Below are 20568 nucleotides of genomic sequence, written 5' to 3'. Positions count from 1 at the left end.
ACCCCTTTTGTGATATCTGCTTTCGTTTTAATCCGTGTAAATGACAAGGTTATGACAACGACAAAATCTTTTTAACCCTGTTCTCTGCCGCGTTTGCGCGTACAGTAAACAGAACAATTTTTCTGGCAAGGATTCCCTATGTTTGACCCTACTCTGCTCATTCTTCTGGCACTCGCCGCGCTCGGCTTTATCAGCCATAATACTACCGTCGCCATCTCGATTCTGGTGCTGATCATTGTGCGCGTGACCCCGTTAAATACCTTTTTCCCGTGGATAGAAAAACAAGGCCTCACCATCGGGATTATCATCTTAACCATTGGGGTGATGGCGCCGATTGCCAGCGGCACCCTTCCCGCCTCAACGCTGCTGCACTCGTTTGTAAACTGGAAATCGCTGGTGGCGATCGCGGTGGGGATTTTTGTGTCGTGGCTGGGCGGTCGCGGCGTCACGCTGATGAGCAGCCAGCCCTCGCTGGTGGCGGGTCTGCTGGTGGGCACCGTGCTGGGCGTGGCGCTCTTTCGCGGCGTGCCGGTCGGCCCGCTGATTGCGGCAGGCCTTGTCTCGCTTTTTATAGGGAAGTCGTAGTCAGGCTGGCCATATAACGCGCCGGCGTCTGGCCCAGTCCCTTCCTGAACATGGTGATAAATGCGGTGGTCGAGTCATATCCCAGTGACTGGGCCACCTGCTGCACCGATTTCCCGCTTATTAAATGCTGTAACGCCACAATCAGCTGCAGCTGGTGACGCCAGCGGCGGAAGCTTAGACCGGTCTCTTTCACCACCAGCCGCGCCAGATTGCGCTCGCTCATGGCGAAGTGGCTCGCCCACTGCGTTAGCGTCTGCCAGGCGGCGGGCTCCTCCGCCATCTTCTCGCTCATCAGTCTGATTTTGGGATGGGGCGACACGGGCAGCTGCAGATGCTCCTGACGCTGGAGCGGCAGCTCGTCAAACAGCACGTCCACCAGGCGCGACGTGGTCGCAAGAGAGAGCTGCTCACGCGATTTTTCCGCCAGCGATAAAATCAGCTCCCGCACCAGAGGGGAGATTTTCAGGGTACAGCAGCGCTCGGGCAGGCTGACGGCCCCCGGCTCAATAAACAAAAAGCAGAGCTGCGCGCCCGGCGTGGCCCTGTTGCTGTGCGGCATCTGACCGGGGATCCAGACGGCATACTGAGGCGGCACCATCAGCATCGCATTTTCCACTTCACAGGTGATTGCGCCGCCGAGAGCCAGAATCAGCTGCCCCTTACGGTGATGATGCCGGGGAATGTACTGTTCCTCCGCCACCACCTGAATGCGAAATGCGACGGCCGCATCGTGCTGGCTATCTGGATCGTAGCCTTCCAGTCCCAGACCAATCATCAGTTTGTCCGATATTAGCGATAAACTGTCATTTTAGCCTGATTTCAACCGCTGAGAAAATCGGTATTGTGTGCGCTCGCTTGAACGTATGAGAACATAATGACTACTGCTATTCGCACCTCAGGAAAACACGGCGCGCTGTTGATTGCAGGCATCCTGATGATTGCCACTACGCTTCGCGTCACCTTTACCGGCGCAGCGCCGCTGCTTGATACCATTCGTCTTGATTATGGCTTAAGCACGGCGCAAACCGGTCTGCTGACCACCCTGCCCCTGCTGGCTTTCGCCCTCGTCTCGCCGCTCGCCGCAGGCGTTGCCCGGCGTATCGGCATGGAGCGCAGCCTGTTTATTGCCCTGCTGCTGATTTGCGCCGGGATTGCCGTTCGCTCGCTGCCCTCCGCCGCTTTGCTTTTCACCGGAACGGCGATCGTCGGCTGCGGTATTGCGCTCGGGAACGTGCTGTTACCCGGATTAATTAAGCGTGATTTTCCAGGCCAGGTGGCGAAGCTCACCGGCGCCTATTCCCTGACGATGGGCGTTTCGGCGGCGTTTGGCTCAGCGATGATCGTTCCCCTTTCACAGGGGAGTGCGGGCTGGCATGGCGCGCTGCTGATGCTGATGGCGTTTCCGCTGGTCGCATTGCTGCTCTGGCTGCCGCAGTGGCGTCAGAAACACGTTGCAACGGTAACGGGCGCAGGCGCGCTGCATAACCGCGCGATCTGGCGCTCGGCCCTCGCCTGGCAGGTCACGCTCTTTTTGGGGATAAACTCGCTGATTTACTACGTCATCATCGGCTGGCTGCCGGCAATACTGCTGAGCCACGGCTACAGCGAAGCGCAGGCTGGCTCGGTGCACGGTCTGTTGCAGCTGGCCACGGCCGTGCCGGGACTTGCCGTTCCGCTGATCCTCCACCGTCTGAAAGACCAGCGGGCGATCGCAGGCGCGGTGGCGCTGATGTGCGCGATAAGCGCGGCGGGATTATGGTTTATGCCGGGCATGGCGGTGATGTGGACGCTGGTGTTTGGCTTTGGCACAGGGGCAACGATGATCCTCGGCCTGACGTTTATCGGTCTGCGCGCCAGCACTGCACACCAGGCGGCGGCGTTGTCCGGCATGGCGCAGTCGATTGGCTATCTGCTCGCCGCCTGCGGCCCTCCGCTAATGGGGAAAATTCACGATAGCGCGGGAGACTGGCGGATCCCGCTCTTGGGCTGCGCGCTGGCCGCCGTGATAATGGCCCTCTGCGGCATCTTAGCCGGGCGAGACCGGGAGATCGCGCCCCGTTAAACAGTGTGGCAGACCCTCGGGTCTGCCTTTTTTACCCGCGCGCCGCGCGCAGCATCGCCTGTACCAGCACGACCGGACGTCCTTCCAGCGCAGCACGCTCGTGCTGGAATAAGGTGATGACGAAGAACGGGTGCGTGACCAGTTCCGCGGCACGGATTTCACCCTGATCGTCCCAGCCCGTCACATGCATATCTCCGTTTTCCAGCGCCTGCGCAAACGCTGGAGACACGCCATAGTTACAGTGATATCCCTCTTCAATTTCCGGCTTGCCGTATGCTTTGGCGATCAGCGTATTCCTGCGCAGTTCAATGGCATCGGTTTTTTCCACCAGCGAGCAGGTCAGCGGCGCAATCACCATGGTGCCTTCGGTATCCGTCTCAGCGTGTGCCGCATCAGCCCAGCCCAGCACGTTACGGGCATATTCAATCAGCGCATGCTGGAACCCGCCGCAGGTGCCCAGGAACGGGATGCTGTTTTCACGGGCGTAGCGCGCGGCGATAAAAGCGGCCTCGGTGTTTTTGTAGGGGCTGGCAGGAACCAGCCAGATGGCATCGTAGCCCACCAGATCTTCAGAGCTTGTCAGCTCCGTCGTGGCCAGCCAGTCGTAATCGGCGGTGAGGTCAAGCACTGCGGCGGCGTCGTCAATGGCCAGCGGGATCGCCTGATGCGCAATAACATTGGGATTGTAATCGCCAACCAGCGCAATGCGCAGCGTCGTTTTAACCGGGAGGTGTTCCATGAAAGGTTCCTTATGCCAGAGTATTATCAGATAACATAAGGAACCTCAGACTACCGATCTTTTGCAATTATCACAATACCTTAAATTGGGAGGGTGAAATCATGATTCAGTGCAAACGGGTCTACGAACAGGCAGGCTCTGACGACGGCTATCGGGTACTGGTGGACAGGCTGTGGCCACGCGGCGTTAAGAAAACGGACCTTGTGTATGACGAATGGTGTAAAGCGCTCGCGCCCTCAACGGAACTACGCAAGGCCTTTCATAGCGAAACGATTGATTTCACCGCCTTCAGCCAGGCCTATCGGGAAGAGCTGGCGCAGCAGGCTGACGAGGGCGCGCGTCTGGCGACGCTGGCGCGCAGGCAGACCGTCACCCTGCTCTTTGCTGCCAAAAACACGGAGCAAAATCACGCCCTGGTCTTAGCCGACTGGCTGCGCCATCTGTGATCAGCCGATCGTCAGTTCATCCAGAATTTGCGGCGCTTCATCCGGGGTGAGCGGCATCAGATGTTCGGCGCGGACAAACGCAAAGCCGTGCTGGTTATCGAAGGCGTAGACATCACCCGTCACCAGCCAAAGCGCGCGATCTGCGGTGGCCGGTAATTGCGTCATCACGCCGTTGACCGGGTTAACGAAACGCAGGCCTGGCTGGCAAAGGCCAAACAGCTCAACAGATTTACCAATATTGCGACGGCCTGACGCCGTGCGGGCACCCACGATCATCGCCATGCTGCCCGGTTTTAGCTGAAACATACTTCTCTCGCGGAAACGAACGCCAGAAACTGGCTAAGATTAATCCTAAAGAGAAGTGTATCGCAGGCGGTATCCGTCTGTCACCTGGTGGGTTGCGGATGATCGCGATGATAGAGCGTCCATTCATCGATCACTTCCCCGCCCGGTAATTTGCACTCGGTGCGAACGCCCTGCGGGCTTTGAACCGGGATCTGTTCCCCACCTTTCTCCAGGCAGTAGACGGAGGCCGGGTTCGCCATACCGATAACGTGCGGCGGTTTCGGCGCATCGGGTGGCGTGGTTTTTGCGGTGCAGGCGGCCAGGGGAAGCGCCAGCGTCAGAAGCAGAAATCTCATCTCATTGATCCTTTTGACGTCATTACACCCTAAGGGTAACGGGTCATCGCCGCGTTCTCCATGATTTCTCCATTTTAACTGCACTTTTCAGCACTATATTGTGGCATGTTCTCGATATGACCAGAGAACATCATTCCGTAATCAAGATGTCTTTGCCCCGGTCTCAACAACGGGGCTTTTTTTCTCGCCTGCTCCCCGCTTCCTGCATATATTAAATTTTCTGTATTCATGTTTTACTATGCCTGAAGCCTAAAAACTCAGCATAACATGCAGATGCAGACGTCTTCTGCCTGGGAGTCATTCTACGTCATGTCGGACCTTATCCTCGCTCGCGTTTCAGAAACCCTTGCCACCGAGCAATCCCTTGAAAGCCTCGTTCGCCAGCTGCTGGAGATGCTGGAAATTGTCACCGACATGGAGTCGACCTACCTGACGAAGGTGGATATCGAGGCGCGGCTGCAGCACATCCTCTACGCCCGCAACAGCAAACAGATGACGATCCCGGAGGGGCTGAGCGTCCCATGGGATGAGACGCTGTGCAAACGCGCGCTGGATAGTGACACGATGTTCAGCAATGACGTGCCTGAACGTTGGCCCGAGTGTGAAGCCGCAAAAGCACTTGGCATTACCACCTACATGAGTATTCCTGTCCATCTTGCCGATGGTTCACTTTACGGAACGCTCTGCGCCACCAGCACGGCCAGAAAGCCGCTGAGCGAGCGCGCTGAACAGGTGCTGAAGCTCTTCGCCGGGCTGATTGCCCAGTCCATTCAGAAAGAGTCGCTGGTGACCCAGCTTCGCGAAGCCAATGCGGCCCTCATCGCGCACTCTTATACGGATGCCCTTACCGGTTTACCCAACCGTCGCGCCATTTTTGAAGATCTGACTACCCTCTTTTCTCTGGCCCGGCACCTGAAGCGTAACGCCATCATCGCGTTTATCGATCTGGATGATTTCAAGCTGATTAACGATCGTTACGGCCACGAGGCTGGCGACCAGTTCCTGATAGAAGTGGGCAAGCGTTTGACCGAAGAGAAACAGCAGGACGATATTATTGGTCGTCTGGGCGGGGATGAATTTCTGGTCGCGTCGCTGAGTCAACCCCACCAGGACGGGGATAACGCGCAGCTTACGCTGCTCAAAACGCGCCTCAGCGCCTGCATCGCCGGCGAATACTGGCTCGGCAGCGTTCATATTATTTATCCGGGCGCCAGCTTCGGTGTGATCGAAGTGGACCCTGCCGCAACCGATCCTGACAGCGCGTTACGCGCTGCGGATGTAGCGATGTATCAGGATAAGAAAGGAAAAAGCAAAACACGCTTTCTCACTATGGATTAACCCCGTACACTCTACGGCGTTACAGAAACCGAAACAGGTGATGGTATGAGAATAGGGATCCTCTTCCCGGTCGTTATATTTATAACGGCGGTGGTTTTTTTAGCGTGGTTTTTTGTTGGCGGCTACGCGGCGCCGGGGGCATAAATGCGGAAGACAACCGTCATTATGCTGATCGTTGCCATTGCAGCGTTTGCCGGCACGCAGCTTGGCTGGTGGTAAACCCAATACGTAAAAAGGCCGCCATCTGGCAGCCTTTTTCAACGCTTTCAGAACTTAGCTTTTGATCTTTCTGTAGATAAACAGAACAACCAGCGCACCGATCACCGCGACGGCGAAACTGCCGAAGTTAAAGCCATCGACCTTGCCAAACCCGAACAGCGTACTGATCCAGCCGCCGACTACCGCGCCGACAATACCCAGTATTACGGTGACGATAAACCCACCGCCATCTTTGCCCGGCATGATCCACTTCGCCAGAATACCCGCAATAAGCCCAAAGATAATCCAGGATAAAATTCCCATAACTTTCCTCTCTGTATGGTTTTTGTCATTAAATCAACGACACAAAAAAGAATAGCACAGGATTCCAGAAAGGAAATTTGTGATAAGCATCACAGTGAGAGAGTGCGTCATTCTTCATCAACAAAAAGAACGGGCCACATGAACTGTGGGGTTGCATCTTTTATTGAGAAAGATTATCTTTCTCAATACTAAATAGTTGAGAGAAACACTCAGGTATTCAGTACGACATTGCTCACATTGCTTCCAGTATTTTTTGCCCACTCCTGAGTGGGCTTTTTTTTAGCTCATACCCCAACAAACGCGTACCGGTTACGTCCCGCGCGTTTCGCCTGATAGAGGGCCTGGTCTGCGGCAATAATGATATTTTGCTGGCTGCCCGCGATGTCGACGGCACGGGCGGTAGAAATTCCGACGCTTACCGTCACCCGGCCGAAGGGGCTAAAGGCATGGGCGATTTGCAGCGAGAACACATTGCGAATAATCGTCTGGGCCAGACGAAGCGCCTCCTGAATATCCGTATCCGGCAATATCAGCGCAAACTCCTCTCCGCCGTATCGCGCCACAAGCTGATTATCACGGGTAAGGCTCTCCCTGAGGCTGTTTCCAAGCATAGCCAGACACCGATCCCCTTCCGGATGGCCGTAGTTATCGTTGTATTTTTTGAAGTAGTCCACGTCCACGATCAGTATCGAAATCGGTGCGTCATGCGCGGCACACAGAGCGATGTCCGAGAGGATTTTTTCATCAAAGACGCGGCGATTGTACAGCCCGGTCAACGCATCTTCTGAGGCAATAATCTTCAGCGCTTTGTTATCCCGTGTTTTACGGGACAGGTCGGAATAGAGGAAGTATGACGCGACGATGAGTATCGCCGTGAACACGAAAATGAGTACCGCCAGCTGAATCGCCTGCTTGCGCCAGGGGGCAAGGGCTTCATCAATGCTAACCGCCACGGTGGTGACCAGTCCGTAGCGTCTGTTTTTCTCATAGGCATAAATGCGCTCGATTTTATCAAACCGTGAGATGGAGCTGGCTATCCCCGTATTTTGTACCTTGAGATATTTCCTGAAGAGCGGTGAATCAGAAACAATCGTGCCGATATAGGTATTTTTAAAGGGATACCGGACCAGCAACACGCCTGATTGCGTCGTTAAGCCGATGACGCCCGAGTGACCGATATTAATCTGCCCGTAGAGCGCCAGAAAATTTTCGATACCCAGCGTCACTACCACCACACCGTTAAATGCCCCGGTCTGGGTTTCAAGGCGCCGGCTGATGGTGATAACCCATTTGCCATTGGTTCTGCTTACCACCGGCTCCCCAATAAAAATCGCCTGATTTTTATTTTCTTTGTGATAGATAAAAAACTCTCTGTCCGAGCCTTTGCGTGGCCCCGTAAAAGTTTCATGCAGCGCGGTAAAGATATCGCCCTGAGCATTGTAAACAACCACATTATTAATCTGGGTAAGAAGGTTATCCTGATTATTGATCATGTGCTGAATATTGGTCGCCTGCTGCGGGGTCATGCCATAAATTTCGATTATGTCGGAAACGGTAGTAATTAACATTTCACTCTGGCGCATGATCCCTTCGGTATAGACATCAAGGGTATGGCTCAGGTTAGCGACGCTGGTATTAATTTGCTGGATTGACTGCTGTCTGGACGTGGCAATTTGGACAGCAAGCGCCAGCGAGATGATCAATGAGACAATGATGACGGTAATGGTTGTTGTGTAAAAAGTATTTTTCACATGCACGAGCTTTTCCACCTTATCACGCCTGATATCCCTGGCTGACAACTCTTGTCACTGTAACAAAGCTCAGGATAAGAGGAAAATGAATTGCACTTAAGCATACAACAGAAGCTCGTCTTTATTTTGTTTTTCACCGCCTGGTAACCAGCGCTATTCCTGACGCTCAGCAACGCCCGCGTTTTACACCATCACGGTCTCCCTGGGCTTAGATAAAATGACTTTAATAAAATCGATATAGGAGACGGGTTTACCAAAATAATAACCCTGCAGCAGGGTAATCTCATTACGGTTGAGATACTCCAGCTGCTCTTTCGTTTCTACGCCTTCGGCCACGATCCGCAATGAAAGTTTTTTCGCCAGGTCAATAACGCAGTCCAGCAGGATCGTTGAGTCCTTCTCCTCTGATACCCGGTTAACAAAGCTTTTATCAATTTTAATATAATCTATGGCAAGCGCATTGAGGCATGACAGCCCGGAATACCCGGTACCAAAATCATCCAGTGCTATGACAAAACCGGCGTTATGCAGCGCGTTGAGGTTTTCCACCAGATGAGGATTATCGATCAACGGTTCACGTTCGGTCACCTCAAGCACCAGCTTCACGGCTTTACCCTGAAATCCCTTGCCGAAGATTCGGCAGTCACCGATGAAAGAAGGGGCATTGATGTGTCTGGCGCTGATGTTCACCCCGATATGGAACCCGTCCGGCAGCTTAGGCAGGAGCGGCTTAAGCTGTGTGACCACTTTCGCCATCAAGCCTTTGGTCAGCGGAATAATCAACCCGCTACGTTCAGCTATCGGGATAAAGACGTCCGGCGGGATAAAGCCTGACTTAGGATGCTTCCACCTTGCCAGGACTTCAACACCGTATAACCCGCCGGTATCGCCGTTCACGATCGGCTGGTAATAAGGCACGATCTCTCCCTGCAAAATGGCCTTACGCAAATCGTCTTCAAAGGTGGTACTTTTCCCCTTGTAGCGGCGGATCAAAATGCCCACCGCCACGGATAGCGCGAGAATCAGCAGAATCAGGCTCCATCCCTGTTGCAGTAGCCGCGTCAGGCTAAAAAAGGCGGGCGGTTGCCAGGCCAGACTGAAGGGGAAGTGCGAAGAGGTCGTCAGTGACCCCGCCCACGAGGCCGCTTTCCAGCCGGTCACCTCACCGTTGCGCGTAAACATCCTGTCGCCGACAACCAACCCCAGGTCAACGCTGTTTGATGCGTTCGCGATGACGTCCTGCAAATGCGCATCACTGACGCTGACGATGACGCGCCCTCCCGCAATGGGCATCTGGAAGACAAGCACCGGGATGCCGTTCACCAGTCGGTTACCGGGTAGCAGCATTAATTTTTGTTCAGGTAACGTCTCCGGATGCACAATCAAAACGCCATTCCCGGGAAGGGAAGTACAGATGATTTTTCCCTGCTGCTGGATCATGATGGCGCGCAGATGCGGTTTTAGCGCGGCTTCTGTCCCCAGCGCCAGCTGCCCGCTGCTGGTACACCCCTGCTCCGCAACGCGCTTCGCCGTGCTGGCCGCACTGACGGCTTCCGACAGAATGTTTTCTATTTTCTGGGTGCTTACCGTGGCGGTATGAACGTTATTCATTTTCGCCATCTGCCATAACTGCCAGTTAATAATCAGTATGCCGATCAGAAAAAGAAACAAGGCACTGAGAACAGTGATCATCACGTTACGCACGATGTTTTCCTTAATAGAATAAACAAGCATGGAGGATCGGAAAGAAGAACCCGTGGTTTAACCGGCGTTACTTATCACAATGAAAATAGCTTAGCTGAGAATTGTCTTAAAAAACTGATGCTTTCGTATGAGTTCACCCGCTCAAATTTGCTCTCCCGACGTAACTATCAGGCTTGTGCCTTGCCCTGTCTGTGTTAAGCTTTGTGAAATCAGGGAGCGGACAGGATAACTGGAAAATGAAAAAGCGCATTGCCGTTGCGATCGTTTCAACGCTTCTGGTCATCCTGTCTCTTTATGCGGTCAACGTGGTTATCATCGGTCAGCAAAAAACCAAACAGCTTGAAATATCCCAAACCCTTTTACATTATTCAGAAGATCTGTCCCAAAGCGTGGCGCTGGGCCTCAAAAGCATAACGACGCAGGGATGTGATAAAGCCAGCCTTGATAGCTACAGGCAAATAAAGCTTAATAACCTCTATTTCAGCGATATCGGTTTTATCGAAAAGGGAAAAATTGTCTGTACCGCTTTTTGGGGTAAACTCGCGACGCCCGTTCCACTTCCTGCGGAACTGCATAAAACGCCGAGAGGTTTTCTCCTGGCGCAGTTTTCCAGAAAAGACTTTTTCACGGGCAATGCGGCTATTTATAATAATATAATTATCTTCACCTCCCGCTATGCTTACGATAAATTTACCCCGGTAACCGCAAGCTATTCTCTGAGCGCCACCACGAAGGACTTTGGCCGGATCTTTTTTTCAGCCGCCCCTGAGCTGAAGCCGCGGAGCTGGCTGCATTCGGTGTTGTTCACCCTGACCATTACACAGTGCAGCGCCTCGTGGGATTTATGCGTGATTGTAAAACACCACGATGCGGGACTGGCCTCGCTCCCCCCGTTTATCTTTACGTTTCTCGCGGTCATACTCTTTTTTATCTGGGTCGCGATAACGTTATTTATCTTCCGTCTCTATGAAGACCGTTTTTCGCTGGAACGCACGCTGATCAAAGCCGTGATAACGAATACCTTCAGCGTTAATTATCAGCCCATTATTCGTATTCGCGATCAAAAAATCGTGGGTGTCGAAGTTCTGTCGCGATGGCGCGATCAAAAGCACGGAGACGTCTCGCCGGAGCTGTTCATCCCATTAATTAAGAAAATCGGTCTGTATAAAAAATATTACAGCAATATTATCGGGAAGTCCCTTTCAGAAATTGCCCCGCTGGCGATTAAGCATCAGCTGATCGTTTCAATCAACGTTGGGCGAAAAGAAATTGAAGACGGACAGTTTATTAACATTTTGCGTCGCGAGTGCTTAGCCAATCGCCTCCCCCTTTCCCTGATGAAGGTCGAGCTTTCTGAGAAAGCCGTTTCCGCGGCGGGTATCCTCGAGGAGTTCTGTCAGGAACTGAAGTCGCTTGGCGTTAAAATTTCAATCGATGATTTTGGCGTGCAAAATTCAAATCTGGCCCGGCTGTCGCAGCTTGAATATGATGAAATTAAAATTGATAAGTCGCTGGTGGATGGCGTCAGCGAGCATTATAAGCAAAACATCTTTGTTATCTTCAGCGATGCCCTTGCGAAGTTGAATAAAACCCTTGTTTTCGAGGGCGTGGAAAATGAAATTCAATATCGCTTCATTGCGGACAGATATCCCGATGCCCTGATCCAGGGATGGTATTTTTCAAAAGCACTCACCCGGAGCGAACTGGCGAAGCGACTCACTGGCGTCGCCCTGTAATCAGAAGCCTGCCATGCACGTTTTTTTACGCTCAGGCGTTTCCATTTTTTCCGCCAAAACATATAGTCGTCATATTCAGACGGTAGATTACCCTGAAGCACACTCTTATTTTGGTTAAAAACGTGAAATTATCCTTACTTTTTCCAGTGGTACTGTTCTTTCTGATCGTTATTTTCGCGCTGTTTATCGATAAACCCGCTTCGCCTATTCTGCGGAAAAAATGCATGTGGTCCGATAGCGTGATGCTGAGCTGTATCGCAAAGCATCAGCATAACGGTTTCTAAGGCAGGCTATTCATTTCCCCACTGATTGAGGAAGTTCGCAACATCATCAATGCGACCCGCACGGATCCCGGCTTCAGCGGCCATCTCCTGCTGGGCTTCCTCGCTGATCTCCTCATTATTCGCTAAGCGGGTGAGCAGCAGCTGGAAATAGTGTGCCAGCGCGTCGCGCTCTGACTCAGCGACTTGCTCTGCGGCTTCCGTCGCGTACTCGTCGGCAATGTCATAATATTTCAGTGGGATGTCGTTGTGCATAACAGTCTCGTCTCAGGTCAATAAAGGTAACGTCACGAGTATATCGGAGGCGTTATCTCAACCAAAGCATTGCTTCAGAGGAGTAACGCAAGCAGCGCTGCGAGCGCGGGTATGGCCTGCACATACAAAATTTTACGGCTGGCGGTGGCTGCGCCAAAAATTCCGGCGATCAGTACACAGGTCAGGAAGAAGATGGCTACCTGAATCCCCTTTTCGCCGAGCCAGAGGCTCCAGAGCAGACCGGCTGCCAGAAAACCGTTATACAGCCCCTGATTCGCGGCCAGCACGCGGGTGTCGCGCGCAAAATCAGGACGCAGATTAAAAGCCTTGTGCCCTGTTTTGGTATTCCACAGAAACATTTCCAGCACAAGAATGTAGAGATGGATGAGTGCAACGACAGCGATAAGGACAGTGGCTAACATCGAGTTGTCTCCCGCAGGCAGAGGCAAAAAAAACGGGAACCCTCAGGCCCCCGCTCTTGTTTAACCCAGAATCTGGATTACATGTTCGCGATGATCGCGTCGCCAAACTCTGAGCATTTCAGCAGCTTAGCGCCGTCCATCAGACGTTCGAAATCGTAAGTTACGGTTTTCGCGTTGATCGCGCCTTCCATACCTTTAACGATCAGGTCTGCGGCTTCGAACCATTCCATATGACGCAGCATCATCTCTGCGGACAGGATGATAGAGCCTGGGTTCACTTTGTCCTGACCTGCGTATTTTGGTGCCGTACCGTGGGTCGCTTCGAACAGGGCGCACTCGTCACCGATGTTCGCGCCAGGGGCGATACCGATACCGCCAACCTGTGCAGCCAGGGCGTCAGAGATGTAGTCACCGTTCAGGTTCATACAGGCGATTACGTCGTATTCCGCAGGACGCAGCAGGATCTGCTGCAGGAACGCATCGGCGATCACATCTTTAATGATGATCTCTTTGCCGGTGTTCGGGTTCTTGATCTTCTGCCATGGGCCGCCGTCGATCAGCTCACCGCCGAACTCTTCTTTCGCCAACTGGTAGCCCCAGTCTTTGAACGCGCCTTCGGTGAACTTCATGATGTTGCCTTTGTGAACCAGGGTCACTGAGTCACGGTCGTTGGTGATCGCATATTCGATGGCCGCGCGCACCAGACGCTTGGTTCCTTCTTCGGAGCACGGCTTAATGCCGATACCGCAATGCTCAGGGAAGCGAATTTTCTTCACGCCCATCTCTTCGCGCAGGAATTTAATCACTTTTTCTGCGTCAGCAGAGTCCGCTTTCCATTCGATACCCGCGTAGATGTCTTCTGAGTTTTCGCGGAAGATAACCATGTCGGTCAGTTCCGGGTGCTTAACCGGGCTTGGGGTGCCCTGATAGTAACGAACCGGACGCAGACACACGTACAGGTCCAGCTCCTGACGCAGAGCTACGTTCAGAGAACGGATACCGCCGCCGACTGGGGTGGTCAGGGGGCCTTTAATAGCAACGCGGTAGTCGCGGATCAGGTCCAGCGTTTCTGCTGGCAGCCAGACGTCCTGGCCATAAACTTGCGTCGATTTCTCACCGGTGTAAATTTCCATCCAGGAAATTTTACGCTCGCCTTTGTAGGCTTTCTCAACAGCGGCATCAACCACTTTCAGCATTGCCGGGGTAACGTCTACACCGATACCGTCACCTTCGATGAACGGAATAATCGGATTGTGAGGAACGTTAATCTTGCCGTTTTGCAGGGTGATCTTTTTACCTTCCGCCGGAACAACTACTTTGCTTTCCATTAACCTCTCCTTCGAGCGCTTCTGGTTGTTACTGATCTTATGTTAATAAATTGTAATGAGCCCTTCGATAGTACCTGATTGTCCGACGCCATGAAAGGTCTTCGTTATTAGGCTATAATGCGGCAATTGATAACGCCTGAAAATACCATGAAGAAAACTTCTTTTACAAAACACCGGGTTGAGCGATTCAGCTCCCGACAAGCCGCCAGACGACCGCAAGAAACCCAGCCAAAGCGGGTGATTCTGTTCAATAAACCCTACGATGTTTTGCCGCAGTTCACCGACGAAGCCGGACGCAGCACGCTAAAGAACTACATTCCTGTTCAGGGGGTCTACGCGGCCGGGCGTCTGGACCGGGACAGCGAAGGCCTGCTGGTCTTGACCAACGACGGCGCGCTGCAGGCGAAGCTCACGCAGCCGGGAAAACGCACCGGCAAAATTTACTTCGTCCAGGTCGAAGGCGAGCCGGACGAAGAAACGCTGGATAAATTACGCAAAGGCGTCACGCTGAACGACGGTCCCACCCTGCCGGCAGGTATTGAACGCGTGAATGAACCGGAGTGGCTGTGGCCGCGCAATCCGCCGATCCGCGAACGCAAATCCATTCCGACCAGCTGGCTCAAAATCACCCTTTATGAAGGCCGCAACCGTCAGGTTCGGCGGATGACCGCGCACGTCGGCTTCCCTACCCTGCGTCTGATTCGCTACGCTATGGGTAACTACACCCTGGAAACGCTGGCAAACGGTGAATGGCGAGACGTTACCTTTTAAGGAGTCACTATGTTTAAACCTCATGTCACGGTTGCCTGCGTGGTCCACGCCCGGGGTAAATTCCTGGTTGTCGAAGAGAGCATTAACGGCAAAGCGCTGTGGAACCAGCCAGCCGGACACCTTGAAACCAATGAGACCCTTCTTCAGGCCGCAAAACGCGAGCTGTGGGAAGAGACCGGCATTCACGCTGAACCCCAGCACTTCATCCGTATGCACCAGTGGATTGCACCCGATAGCACCCCCTTCCTGCGTTTTTTATTTGCCGTTGAGCTTAGCGAAACGTGCGCCACTGAGCCGCAGGATGACGATATCGACCGCTGTCTGTGGGTCACCGCCGACGAGATCCTGAACGCGCGAAACCTGCGCTCGCCGCTGGTTGCGGAAAGCATTCGCTGCTGGCAGTCAGGCGCACGCCTGCCGCTGGATGTCATCGGCGCTTTTAACTGGCCGTTTACAGAGGGTGCCAATGGTGGGGGGGCGTGATAGAATACGCCGCCTTGAAGTTCAATGTCGTGAGTATTCCATGTCAGATAATAGCCAGAAAAAAGTGATCGTCGGCATGTCCGGCGGTGTCGATTCCTCCGTTTCCGCCTACCTGTTACAGCAACAGGGCTATAAGGTGGAGGGCCTGTTCATGAAGAACTGGGAGGAAGATGATGGCGAGGAATACTGCACTGCCGCTGCGGATCTCGCCGATGCGCAGGCCGTATGCGATAAGCTCGGCATTGAACTGCACACCGTTAACTTTGCCGCAGAATACTGGGACAACGTGTTTGAACTGTTCCTCGAAGAGTACAAAGCGGGCCGCACGCCGAACCCGGATATTCTGTGCAATAAAGAGATCAAATTTAAAGCCTTCCTGGAATTCGCCGCGGAAGATCTGGGCGCAGACTACATTGCGACCGGTCACTACGTGCGTCGCGCAGACGTGAATGGCAAAAGCCAGCTGCTGCGCGGTCTGGACGGCAACAAAGATCAAAGCTACTTCCTCTATACGCTGAGCCACGAGCAAATCGCCCAGAGCCTGTTCCCTGTCGGCGAGCTGGAAAAGCCGCAGGTGCGTAAAATCGCCGAAGAGCTGGACCTGATTACCGCGAAGAAAAAAGACTCTACCGGTATCTGCTTCATCGGCGAGCGCAAATTCCGCGATTTCCTCGGACGTTACCTGCCCGCACAGCCGGGTAAAATTGTCACCGTCGACGGGGAAGAGATTGGCCAGCATCAGGGGCTGATGTACCACACCTTAGGCCAGCGTAAAGGCCTGGGTATCGGCGGGACGAAAGAAGGTAGCGAAGATCCGTGGTACGTGGTCGACAAAGATGTCGAAAACAATATTCTGGTTGTTGCTCAGGGTCACGACCATCCGCGTCTGATGTCCGTTGGCCTGATTGCGCAACAGCTTCACTGGGTCGATCGTGAGCCGCTGAAAGGCACGCTGCGCTGCACGGTGAAAACACGCTACCGTCAGACCGATATTCCTTGCACCGTTACCGCGCTCGATGACGATCGCATTGACGTGCGCTTCGACGAGCCGGTCGCCGCCGTCACCCCGGGCCAGTCTGCTGTCTTCTACAGCGGAGAAATCTGCCTGGGCGGCGGGATCATTGAACAGCGCCTGCCGCTGCCCGCTGTTTAACAGCGATTGCACACATAAAGGAGACCGTGTGGCGAAGAACTACTATGACATCACCCTGGCGCTGGCGGGAATTTGCCAGTCAGCCCGTCTGGTGCAACAGCTGGCACATCAGGGTCATTGCGACGCTGACGCCCTGCACGTTTCACTCAACAGCGTTATCGACCTCAACCCCGGTTCAACCCTGGGCGTGTTCGGTGGCAGTGAAACCAATCTTCGTCTCGGTCTTGAAACCCTGCTTGGCGTGCTTAACGCCAGCAGCCGTCAGGGGTTAAACGCAGAGCTGACCCGTTACACGTTGAGCCTGATGGTGCTGGAGCGTAAGCTGAGCGCAGCAAAAGGCGCGCTTAATACCCTGGGCGATCGCATTGCCGGGCTACAGCGTCAGCTCGATCATTTTGACCTGCAGTCCGACACGCTGCTGAGCGCCATGGCCGGCATTTATGTTGACGTCATCAGCCCGCTGGGACCGCGTATACAGGTCACCGGCTCCCCTGCCGTGCTGCAAAGTCCGCAGGTACAGGCAAAAGTACGCGCGTCCCTGCTGGCTGGGATCCGCGCTGCCGTGCTGTGGCACCAGGTTGGCGGTGGCCGCCTGCAGCTAATGTTTTCTCGTAATCGCCTGACCACTCAGGCAAAACAAATTCTTGCTCATTGTTAACCTCCCGGAGTTGCGAATTATGGAATTATCCTCACTGACCGCCGTATCCCCTGTCGATGGACGCTACGGCGATAAAGTCAGCGCGCTGCGCGGGATCTTCAGCGAATATGGTTTGCTGAAGTTCCGTGTTCAGGTTGAAGTACGCTGGCTGCAAAAGCTGGCCGCCCAGGCAGCAATCAAGGAAGTTCCTGCTTTTGATGAAAAGGCAAACGATTACCTTGATAAAATCGTTGCCGACTTCAATGAAGAAGATGCCGCGCGCATTAAAACCATTGAGCGCACCACCAACCACGACGTGAAGGCGGTCGAGTACTTCCTGAAGGAGAAAGTGGAAAGCGTTCCTGCGCTGCACGCCGTGTCTGAGTTCATCCACTTCGCCTGTACGTCTGAAGACATCAACAACCTGTCGCACGCCCTGATGCTCTCTACCGCGCGCAAAGAGGTGGTGCTGCCTTACTGGCGTAAAATCATCGATGCGGTGAAAGCGCTGTCCGTGGAATACCGCGACATTCCGCTGCTCTCCCGTACCCACGGCCAGCCAGCCACCCCATCCACGATGGGTAAAGAGATGGCGAACGTCGCGTACCGTATGGAGCGCCAGTATCGTCAGCTGGAACAGGTTGAAATTCTGGGCAAAATCAACGGCGCGGTCGGTAACTATAACGCCCACATCGCCGCGTATCCGGAAGTGGACTGGCACCAGTTCAGCGAAGAGTTCGTGACCTCGCTGGGCATTCAGTGGAACCCGTACACTACCCAGATTGAGCCGCACGACTATATCGCCGAACTGTTTGACTGCATCGCGCGCTTCAACACCATCCTGATCGACTTCGATCGTGACGTGTGGGGCTACATCGCCCTGAACCACTTCAAACAGAAAACCATCGCGGGTGAAATTGGCTCTTCCACCATGCCGCACAAAGTGAACCCGATCGACTTCGAAAACTCCGAAGGCAACCTGGGTCTGGCGAATGCCGTGCTGCAGCATATGGCAAGCAAACTGCCGGTATCCCGCTGGCAGCGCGACCTGACCGACTCCACCGTGCTGCGTAACCTGGGCGTGGGCATCGGCTACGCGCTGATTGCGTACCAGTCCACACTGAAAGGCGTGAGCAAACTGGAAGTGAACCGCGATCGTCTGCTGGACGAACTGGATCACAACTGGGAAGTGCTGGCGGAGCCAATTCAGACCGTGATGCGTCGTTATGGCATCGAAAAACCGTACGAAAAACTGAAAGAGCTGACCCGCGGCAAACGCGTTGACGCCGAAGGTATGAAGCAGTTTATCGACGGCCTGGCGCTGCCGGAAGAAGAGAAAACCCGCCTGAAGGCGATGACTCCGGCGAACTACATTGGCCGCGCCATCACCATGGTTGACGAGCTGAAGTAATCTCCTCTCCCCCTTTCCGCCCGGAAAGGGGGTTGCTTTTCCCCGGTTTACTCAATGTTTATCCCCACAGCAACATAATCAGCGTTAAACTATTCATACTATTTATTCTGGGAGAAAAGATGATGCGCGTACTGGTTGTTGAGGATAACGCATTGCTACGTCATCACCTGAAGGTTCAGCTTCAGGAGATGGGACATCAGGTGGACGATGCTGAAGATGCAAAAGAAGCTGATTATTATCTCAATGAACACCTGCCGGATATCGCCATTGTCGATTTAGGGTTGCCTGATGAAGACGGTCTGTCATTGATTCGCCGCTGGCGCAGCCACGATGTTTCTCTGCCGGTTCTGGTGCTGACCGCCCGTGAAGGCTGGCAGGATAAGGTCGAAGTGCTCAGCGCGGGTGCAGATGATTACGTCACCAAGCCGTTCCATATAGAAGAGGTGGCGGCCCGCATGCAGGCGCTGCTTCGTCGCAACAGCGGGCTGGCATCTCAGGTTATCTCCATCCCGCCTTTCCAGGTCGACCTCTCCCGCCGGGAATTATCCATCAATGATGAAGTGATCAAGCTCACCGCTTTCGAATACACCATCATGGAGACGCTGATCCGTAACAACGGTAAGGTCGTGAGCAAAGACTCCTTGATGCTCCAGCTCTATCCTGATGCTGAACTGCGTGAGAGCCATACCATTGACGTGCTGATGGGACGTTTACGTAAGAAAATTCAGGCGCAATATCCACAGGATGTGATTACCACCGTCCGTGGCCAGGGCTACCTGTTCGAATTACGCTAAATGAGACGGATCTTGCGCCATATTTTGCCCCTCTCGCTGCGGGTGCGCTTTTTACTGGCAACGGCAGCCGTCGTACTGGTGCTGTCGCTCTCCTACGGCATGGTCGCCCTGGTGGGCTACAGCGTCAGCTTTGATAAAACCACCTTTCGCCTGCTGCGTGGCGAAAGCAATCTGTTTTATACCCTGGCGAAGTGGGAAGACAATAAAATCACCGTCGAAATGCCGGAAAACCTCAATCAGCAGAGCCCCACGCTGGCCCTGATTTATGACGAAAAGGGGAAGCTACTGTGGTCGCAGCGGGACATCCCGTGGCTGGTCAAAAGCATTCGTCCGGACTGGCTCAAAACCAACGGGTTTCATGAAATTGAAGCCGATCTCAACACCACCAGCTCGCTGATCCGTGAAGATCGCTCCCTGCAGCAAAAGCTGAACGAGATCCGCGCCGACGATGCCGAAACGGAGATGACGCACTCCGTCGCGATTAACCTCTATCCGGCGACGCTAAACATGCCGCAGTTGACCATCGTGGTGATCGACACCATTCCGGTCGAGCTAAAGCGTTCTTATATGGTCTGGAGCTGGTTCATCTACGTTCTGGCGGCAAATCTGCTGCTGGTGATCCCGCTGCTGTGGGTGGCGGCGTGGTGGAGCTTGCGCCCCATTGAATCACTGGCGAAAGAGGTTCGCGAGCTGGAAGAGCATCATCGCGAAAAGCTTAATCCGGAAACCACCCGCGAGCTCACCAGCCTGGTGCGAAACCTCAACCGCCTGCTGAAAAGTGAACGCGAACGCTATGATAAATACCGTACGACGCTTACCGACCTGACCCACAGCCTGAAAACCCCGCTCGCGGTCATGCAAAGCACCCTGCGTTCCATGCGCAGTTCGAAGCTGAGCGTTGACGATGCCGAGCCGGTGATGCTGGAGCAGATCAGCCGTATTTCCCAGCAAATTGGCTATTACCTCCACCGCGCCAGCATGCGTTCCGGCAGCGCGCTGCTGAGCCGCGAGCTGCATCCGGTCGCCCCGCTTCTGGATAACCTCACGTCTGCCCTCAACAAGGTGTATCAGCGTAAAGGGGTGAACATCAGCCTCGATATCTCGCCAGAGATAAGCTTTGTGGGTGAAAAAAATGACTTCATGGAAGTGATGGGTAACCTGCTGGATAACGCCTGCAAATACTGTCTGGAGTTCGTGGAAGTGTCGGCGCGCCAGACGGATAACGAACTGCATATCATCGTTGAGGATGATGGCCCGGGGATCCCGCGCAATAAACGTGATGTGGTGTTCGATCGCGGTCAACGCGCCGATACGCTACGTCCTGGCCAGGGCGTTGGATTAGCCGTCGCGCGTGAGATTGTCGATCAGTACGACGGGAAAATCGAAACCAGTGAAAGTTTGCTGGGCGGCGCGCGAATGGAGGTCATTTTTGGTCGCCAACAGCCCACATCGAACGATAGTTAACCCGTTATGTGAAAATTGCGAGGATCTCGCAGCCGGGGGGCTGAG

General features: G+C 53.9%; 23 protein-coding genes. 13 read left to right on the top strand and 10 right to left on the bottom strand.

Features of this window, described 5'->3' with window-relative positions:
- The first annotated feature begins 138 nt into the window (after positions 1-138).
- Complete coding sequence (locus ACMGGQ_RS06790) at positions 139-585, top strand: DUF441 domain-containing protein (RefSeq protein ID WP_008500737.1); 447 nt, start codon at positions 139-141, stop codon at positions 583-585.
- Here ACMGGQ_RS06790 and ACMGGQ_RS06785 read toward each other — a convergent pair.
- Complete coding sequence (locus ACMGGQ_RS06785; RefSeq protein ID WP_275990994.1) at positions 569-1360, bottom strand: AraC family transcriptional regulator; 792 nt, start codon at positions 1358-1360, stop codon at positions 569-571. The two genes, ACMGGQ_RS06790 and ACMGGQ_RS06785, sit on opposite strands and share 17 nt — an antisense overlap.
- Positions 1361-1459: 99 nt before the next feature.
- Here ACMGGQ_RS06785 and ACMGGQ_RS06780 point away from each other — a divergent pair, with 99 nt between their 5' ends.
- On the top strand, positions 1460-2647 hold the full coding sequence (locus tag ACMGGQ_RS06780) for a CynX/NimT family MFS transporter (RefSeq protein WP_420289747.1): 1188 nt from the start codon (positions 1460-1462) through the stop codon (positions 2645-2647).
- Between the two features lie 31 nt (positions 2648-2678).
- Here the strand turns inward: ACMGGQ_RS06780 and ACMGGQ_RS06775 are convergent, their stop codons facing one another.
- Complete coding sequence (locus ACMGGQ_RS06775) at positions 2679-3386, bottom strand: CTP synthase (protein WP_048222585.1); 708 nt, start codon at positions 3384-3386, stop codon at positions 2679-2681.
- Between the two features lie 101 nt (positions 3387-3487).
- On the opposite strand from ACMGGQ_RS06775, the gene ACMGGQ_RS06770 reads away from it, so the two are divergent.
- Positions 3488-3832, top strand: coding sequence for a DUF488 domain-containing protein (locus ACMGGQ_RS06770; protein ID WP_048027500.1), 345 nt, complete (start codon positions 3488-3490; stop codon positions 3830-3832).
- On the opposite strand, the gene ACMGGQ_RS06765 is transcribed toward ACMGGQ_RS06770, so the two are convergent.
- Entirely contained in the window at positions 3833-4138 is a 306-nt protein-coding gene (locus ACMGGQ_RS06765; protein WP_045401563.1) for a periplasmic protein, read from the bottom strand.
- An 80-nt stretch (positions 4139-4218) separates the two neighbouring features.
- Positions 4219-4473 (bottom strand): DUF333 domain-containing protein, encoded by a 255-nt coding sequence (locus ACMGGQ_RS06760; protein ID WP_420289746.1) that lies wholly within the window; start codon positions 4471-4473, stop codon positions 4219-4221.
- Positions 4474-4782: 309 nt separating this feature from the next.
- On the opposite strand from ACMGGQ_RS06760, the gene ACMGGQ_RS06755 reads away from it, so the two are divergent.
- A complete protein-coding gene (locus ACMGGQ_RS06755) occupies positions 4783-5811 on the top strand; it encodes a sensor domain-containing diguanylate cyclase (RefSeq protein ID WP_032664129.1) in 1029 nt (342 codons plus the stop codon).
- 45 nt (positions 5812-5856) lie between these two features.
- On the top strand, positions 5857-5955 hold the full coding sequence (locus tag ACMGGQ_RS06750) for a YoaK family small membrane protein (RefSeq protein WP_014883431.1): 99 nt from the start codon (positions 5857-5859) through the stop codon (positions 5953-5955).
- A 129-nt stretch (positions 5956-6084) separates the two neighbouring features.
- On the opposite strand, the gene ACMGGQ_RS06745 is transcribed toward ACMGGQ_RS06750, so the two are convergent.
- From ACMGGQ_RS06745 to ACMGGQ_RS06735, 3 genes are all read right to left on the bottom strand, one after another.
- Entirely contained in the window at positions 6085-6333 is a 249-nt protein-coding gene (locus ACMGGQ_RS06745) for a GlsB/YeaQ/YmgE family stress response membrane protein (protein WP_008500746.1), read from the bottom strand.
- Between the two features lie 284 nt (positions 6334-6617).
- Positions 6618-8102: a sensor domain-containing diguanylate cyclase gene (locus ACMGGQ_RS06740; RefSeq protein WP_409337795.1), complete on the bottom strand. Its 1485-nt coding sequence runs from the start codon at positions 8100-8102 to the stop codon at positions 6618-6620.
- A gap of 165 nt (positions 8103-8267) precedes the next feature.
- On the bottom strand, positions 8268-9788 hold the full coding sequence (locus ACMGGQ_RS06735) for an EAL domain-containing protein (RefSeq protein WP_420289745.1): 1521 nt from the start codon (positions 9786-9788) through the stop codon (positions 8268-8270).
- Positions 9789-10024: 236 nt separating this feature from the next.
- Here ACMGGQ_RS06735 and ACMGGQ_RS06730 point away from each other — a divergent pair, with 236 nt between their 5' ends.
- Positions 10025-11524, top strand: coding sequence for an EAL domain-containing protein (locus tag ACMGGQ_RS06730; RefSeq protein WP_420289744.1), 1500 nt, complete (start codon positions 10025-10027; stop codon positions 11522-11524).
- A 290-nt stretch (positions 11525-11814) separates the two neighbouring features.
- On the opposite strand, the gene ACMGGQ_RS06725 is transcribed toward ACMGGQ_RS06730, so the two are convergent.
- The 3 genes from ACMGGQ_RS06725 to icd all read right to left on the bottom strand — a co-directional run bounded on the left by ACMGGQ_RS06725 (position 11815) and on the right by icd (position 13810).
- Complete coding sequence (locus ACMGGQ_RS06725) at positions 11815-12060, bottom strand: DUF2543 family protein (RefSeq protein ID WP_032639754.1); 246 nt, start codon at positions 12058-12060, stop codon at positions 11815-11817.
- Positions 12061-12134: 74 nt separating this feature from the next.
- Positions 12135-12482, bottom strand: coding sequence for a DUF1304 domain-containing protein (locus ACMGGQ_RS06720; protein ID WP_420289743.1), 348 nt, complete (start codon positions 12480-12482; stop codon positions 12135-12137).
- A 77-nt stretch (positions 12483-12559) separates the two neighbouring features.
- Positions 12560-13810, bottom strand: coding sequence for an NADP-dependent isocitrate dehydrogenase (icd, locus tag ACMGGQ_RS06715; RefSeq protein WP_369399265.1), 1251 nt, complete (start codon positions 13808-13810; stop codon positions 12560-12562).
- 117 nt (positions 13811-13927) lie between these two features.
- Between icd and rluE the strand changes: the two genes are divergently transcribed.
- From rluE to phoQ, 7 genes are all read left to right on the top strand, one after another.
- Positions 13928-14581 carry a 23S rRNA pseudouridine(2457) synthase RluE gene (gene rluE / locus ACMGGQ_RS06710; RefSeq protein ID WP_111966898.1) on the top strand — a complete coding sequence of 218 codons (654 nt, stop codon included), beginning with the start codon at positions 13928-13930 and terminating at the stop codon, positions 14579-14581.
- Between the two features lie 9 nt (positions 14582-14590).
- Positions 14591-15064 (top strand): NUDIX hydrolase, encoded by a 474-nt coding sequence (locus ACMGGQ_RS06705; protein ID WP_196346146.1) that lies wholly within the window; start codon positions 14591-14593, stop codon positions 15062-15064.
- A 40-nt stretch (positions 15065-15104) separates the two neighbouring features.
- A complete protein-coding gene (gene mnmA / locus ACMGGQ_RS06700; RefSeq protein ID WP_021241033.1) occupies positions 15105-16217 on the top strand; it encodes a tRNA 2-thiouridine(34) synthase MnmA in 1113 nt (370 codons plus the stop codon).
- Positions 16218-16245: 28 nt separating this feature from the next.
- Positions 16246-16875 carry a high frequency lysogenization protein HflD gene (hflD, locus tag ACMGGQ_RS06695; RefSeq protein WP_008500756.1) on the top strand — a complete coding sequence of 210 codons (630 nt, stop codon included), beginning with the start codon at positions 16246-16248 and terminating at the stop codon, positions 16873-16875.
- A gap of 19 nt (positions 16876-16894) precedes the next feature.
- Entirely contained in the window at positions 16895-18265 is a 1371-nt protein-coding gene (gene purB / locus ACMGGQ_RS06690) for an adenylosuccinate lyase (protein WP_045910223.1), read from the top strand.
- A gap of 122 nt (positions 18266-18387) precedes the next feature.
- Positions 18388-19059, top strand: coding sequence for a two-component system response regulator PhoP (gene phoP, locus ACMGGQ_RS06685; protein WP_024908594.1), 672 nt, complete (start codon positions 18388-18390; stop codon positions 19057-19059).
- The gene (gene phoQ, locus ACMGGQ_RS06680; protein ID WP_262750292.1) at positions 19060-20523 is read left to right on the top strand and encodes a two-component system sensor histidine kinase PhoQ; all 1464 of its coding nucleotides are present in this window, start codon (positions 19060-19062) and stop codon (positions 20521-20523) included.
- Positions 20524-20568: the final 45 nt, after the last annotated feature.

This window comes from Enterobacter sp. BNK-13 (assembly GCF_048685015.1).
In the GTDB taxonomy this organism is placed as follows: Bacteria; Pseudomonadota; Gammaproteobacteria; order Enterobacterales; family Enterobacteriaceae; genus Enterobacter; species Enterobacter quasiroggenkampii.
Note: the sequence above shows the minus strand (reverse complement) of the source record. Positions and strands in the feature narration are given on the sequence as shown.